Genomic DNA, 4,200 nt, shown 5'->3' with positions numbered 1-4,200 from the left:
CGGCGCCGCGCTGCAGGACGGGCGCGACGACGGCGGCGACGGTCGCGACGGCCGCGCGCCGACGCCCCGCACCGCGTGGTCGTCCGCCGTCCCGAACCCCACCGACCCGACAGCCGGCGACGGCACGCGGGGCGCCACCGGGCGCCTCGACGTCCTCGTCTGAGGAAGGAGCGACGTGCCCGTCGACCCCGTGTCCACGGCGGCATCGACCTCGATGTACGCCACCCCGCCCGTCCGCGCGCCCAAGCAGGAGTACGACGGGGAGCTTTTCATGGAGCTGCTCGTCACCCAGCTGCGCAACCAGGACCCGTCCGCCTCCATGGACACGAGCGAGATCGTCAGCCAGACGACGTCGCTCGCCATGATGGAGGCGATCAACACCATGCGCGACCTCGTCACGCAGGCCGACCTGCGCACGCAGGAGGCCTTCGCGCTGCAGATGCGCTCGGCCGCCGCCGACCTCCTCGGCAACCAGGTCTCCTACCTCGACGACAAGGGCGTCGAGCACACCGGGACCGCGACCGCCGTGTCGTACCACGACGAGGTGCCCACGGTGACGGTCGACGGCGTGACGATCGACCTCGACCAGGTCTCCGCGGTCACCCGCACCGCGGGCGGCGACGGCCCCGCCGCCCCCGACACCCCGGACGCCTCGGACGGCGCCACCGACACCCCCGCCAGCGGCGACGCCGCCTGACCCGGAAGGACCACCCTCGTGCTCCGCTCGCTCAACACCGGCATCTCGGGCCTGCGCGCCCACCAGAACATGCTCGACGTCACGGGCAACAACATCGCGAACGTCAACACCACGGGCTTCAAGTCCTCGCGCACGCAGTTCCAGGACACGCTGTCCCAGCTCGTCGCGGCGGGCGTCGCCCCCGACCAGGAGGTCGGCGGCGCGAACCCGGCGCAGATCGGCCTCGGTGTGACGACGGCGGCCATCACCACGCAGTTCACGCAGGGCGCCGCGCAGACCACGGGCGTGCCGACCGACCTCATGATCAACGGCGACGGCTTCTTCGTCGTCGAGCGCGGCGGGCAGCAGTACTACACCCGCAACGGCGCGTTCAACTTCGACCCGATGGGCCGCCTCGTCAACGCCAACGGCGACCTGGTCCAGGGCTGGACCGCCCAGGACGGCGTCATCAACCCGGCGAACCCGCTCGGGAACCTCACGATCCCCGTGGGCGACGTCATCCCGGCCGAGGCGACGACGTCGGTCACCTTCGGCGGGAACCTCCCGCAGGACGCCGCGGACGGCACCGAGCTCGTGCGCGACGTCGAGATCTTCGACGAGCTCGGCGCCTCGACGATGGTGTCGCTCGTCTTCACGGCCACGGGCGGCAACTGGTCCGTGAGCGCGGTCGACACCGAGACCGGAGCGTCGATGGCCGGCCCGCAGGCGCTGACGTTCACCGACGGCACGCTGACCGGCGGCGGCACGCTCGCCGTCGGTGGCGTCACGGTCGACCTGACCGGCGTGACGTCCTACGCGAAGCTGTCGAACGTCGCGGTCGACACCAAGGACGGCGGGGCCGCGGGCTCGCTGACGTCCTACTCGGTGTCGGGCGACGGCTCGATCATCGGCCGCTACTCCAACGGCCGCACCGAGGTCCTCGGCCAGGTCGCGCTCGCGACGGTCACCAACCCCGGGGGCCTGGAGAAGGCGGGCGACTCGCTCTACACGGCGACGCAGTTCTCGGGCGACGTGCTCGTCGGCGCGGCCGGCGACCAGGGCCTCGGCTCCATCACCGCGGGCGCGCTCGAGATGTCCAACGTGGACCTCTCCCAGGAGTTCACGAACCTCATCGTGTCCCAGCGCGGGTTCCAGGCGAACTCGCGCGTCATCACCACGTCCGACGAGGTGCTCCAGGAGCTCGTCAACCTCAAGCGCTGACGTCCCTGCGCGGGCCCTCGCGGGAGCCCGCCGCCCCGGCCGCCGACGCCTCGCCGCGCGAGGGGTCGGCGGCCGGTCCCGTCCCGGGACGCTCTCACCCTCACGGGAGCGGGCGCCGTGCCGAGAGTGCAGGCAGGGAGCACCGCTTCCCGCCGACAGACCTCCGACCCCCGACCCGAAGGTGGAACCGTGATCGTCCTCACGCGCTTCAACTCCGAGCGCATCGCGGTCAACGCGGACCTCGTGGCCCGTGTCGAGACGAGCCCGGACACCCGGGTGACGATGATCGACGGCTCGCGGTACATCGTCACCGAGTCGATGGCGGACGTGATCCGGCTCATCGAGGAGTACAAGGCCCGCGTGCTCGCGCTGGCGCGCTCCGTCCCCGACATCACGGACAGGGCGCCGCTCGAGCTCGTCCGCCGGCCTCCTCGCGACACCGACCCCGACGGCGACCGCCCGGTCGACGTGACCCCGCTCCCCGCCCCGCGGACGAAGTAGGCACCCATGGACCCCGCAACCATCATCGGCATCCTCGTCGCGTTCGCCTCGCTCGTCGCGATGGTGTACCTCGAGGGTGCCCACATCACGTCGATCCTGCTGCCCGCTCCGATCATCCTCGTGTTCGGCGCGAGCATCTTCGTCGCCATCGCCTCCGGCACCCTCAAGGACTCGCTCGTGGCGCTCAAGGCGCTGCCGCGCGCGTTCACCGGGAAGCCGGCGAAGTCCGGCGAGGCGATCGAGGAGGTCGTGCGCGCCGCGGAGATCGTCCAGAACGACGGCGGCCTCCTCGCCCTCGAGGCGGAGTCGCAGAAGACCGAGGACCCGTTCCAGCGCAGCGCCCTGCAGTCGCTCGCCGACGGCGCGGACGCCGACCAGCTGCGCACCCTGCTCGAGGAGCGCATCGACACCAAGGCCCGCGAGGACGCCGTCGCGTACGACTTCTACAACGCGATCGGCGGGTACGCCCCGACCATCGGCATCGTCGGCACGGTCGTCTCCCTCACGCACGTGCTGGAGAACCTGTCCGAGCCGTCGGAGCTCGGCCACATGATCGCCGCGGCGTTCATCGCCACGCTGTGGGGCATCCTCTCCGCCAACTTCATCTGGCTGCCGATCGGCGCGAAGCTCAAGCGCCTGTCCGACATGGAGGTCGAGCGCCTCAACGTCCTCCTCGAGGGCTACATGGCGATCCAGGCCGGGTCGCGGCCGCGCGTCATCGACGAGCGCCTGCGCACGATGGTGCCCGAGCGGATGCTGCCCACGGACAAGGCGGCCTGATGGCACGGCGCGGCAAGGGCCACGGCGGCGGGGGCGGAGGCGGCGGAGGAGGCCACGACACCGGCGGCAGCGGCCGCTGGATGGTCTCGTACATGGACATGGTCACGGTCCTCATGTGCCTGTTCATCGTCCTGTTCGCAATCAGCTCGGTCGACCAGGGCAAGTACCAGGAGCTCAAGTCGTCGCTCGCGGCCGGCTTCGGCACCGTGGAGGACGGCGTGGTCGTCGAGGCGGTCATCGAGAACCCCGCGGAGGAGCTCGCGGAGAGCGGCGGCGAGTCCGAGCTCGAGACCGACCTCGCGCGCGCGATCGCCGAGGTCGAGGACCTCACGGCGCTGCGCGACGCGATGGCCAGCGACCTCGCGGCCCAGGGCAAGTCGGACGCCGTGCGGTTCCAGATCGACGAGCGCGGCCTCACGGTGCGCCTCGTGTCCGCCGACACGTTCTTCTCCCCGGGCAGCGCGGACCTCACGGCCGAGGCCCGGACGGTGCTCGACGCCGTCGGGCCGGTGCTCGCGCCGACGGCCCACCAGGTCCACGTCGAGGGCAACGCGGACCAGCGCGCGCACGTCGGCACCCGCTACGCGACGAACTGGGAGCTGTCCACGGGCCGCGCCACGGCCGTGCTGCGCCACCTCGTCGAGCAGGACGGCATCGCCGGGCACCGCATCGCGGCCGTCGGCTTCGGATCGACGCGGCCGATCGCCGAGGGCGACAGCCCCGAGGCGCTCGCGATGAACCGGCGCGTGGACATCATGGTGCTGTCCTCGCAGCCCGAGGCCGTGCGCGCCCTCATCCCAGGCGTGCTGAGCGGGGCGCTGACCGCCGCCGACGACGTCGCGACCGCGGCCCCGGACGACGGCGCGGCGGCGGACTCGGTCTCGGGGGTGGCGGACGAGGGGGTCGGCTCGGTGTTCATGCCGCCCAGTCTAGGAACCGCCGCGGACACCGGAAGTGGAGGCGACGGCACCCCCTCGGCGGGACACCACAGCACTCTTGCCGGGGGCCCGCCCCGGGCCTAG

5 protein-coding genes are annotated in these 4,200 nt (G+C 72.2%); all 5 read left to right on the top strand.

What is annotated here, in order from left to right; genetic code table 11:
- Positions 1-175: 175 nt before the first annotated feature.
- The 5 genes from JZ5iCDA_RS15990 (at position 176) to JZ5iCDA_RS15970 (ending at position 4,200) form a co-directional block, all read left to right on the top strand.
- A complete protein-coding gene (locus JZ5iCDA_RS15990; RefSeq protein WP_083260092.1) occupies positions 176-697 on the top strand; it encodes a flagellar hook capping FlgD N-terminal domain-containing protein in 522 nt (173 codons plus the stop codon).
- 18 nt (positions 698-715) lie between these two features.
- Positions 716-1,897, top strand: a complete 1,182-nt coding sequence (locus JZ5iCDA_RS15985; RefSeq protein ID WP_069388041.1) for a flagellar hook protein FlgE — start codon at positions 716-718, stop codon at positions 1,895-1,897.
- A gap of 189 nt (positions 1,898-2,086) precedes the next feature.
- Positions 2,087-2,398 carry a flagellar FlbD family protein gene (locus JZ5iCDA_RS15980; RefSeq protein WP_069388040.1) on the top strand — a complete coding sequence of 104 codons (312 nt, stop codon included), beginning with the start codon at positions 2,087-2,089 and terminating at the stop codon, positions 2,396-2,398.
- A 6-nt stretch (positions 2,399-2,404) separates the two neighbouring features.
- Entirely contained in the window at positions 2,405-3,178 is a 774-nt protein-coding gene (locus JZ5iCDA_RS15975) for a motility protein A (protein WP_069388039.1), read from the top strand.
- Positions 3,178-4,200 (top strand): OmpA/MotB family protein, encoded by a 1,023-nt coding sequence (locus tag JZ5iCDA_RS15970; protein WP_083260091.1) that lies wholly within the window; start codon positions 3,178-3,180, stop codon positions 4,198-4,200. Before JZ5iCDA_RS15975 ends, JZ5iCDA_RS15970 begins: the two co-directional genes overlap by 1 nt.

The organism is Cellulosimicrobium cellulans, from assembly GCF_001722485.1.
Taxonomy (GTDB): Bacteria; Actinomycetota; Actinomycetes; order Actinomycetales; family Cellulomonadaceae; genus Cellulosimicrobium; species Cellulosimicrobium cellulans_A.
Note: the sequence above shows the minus strand (reverse complement) of the source record. Positions and strands in the feature narration are given on the sequence as shown.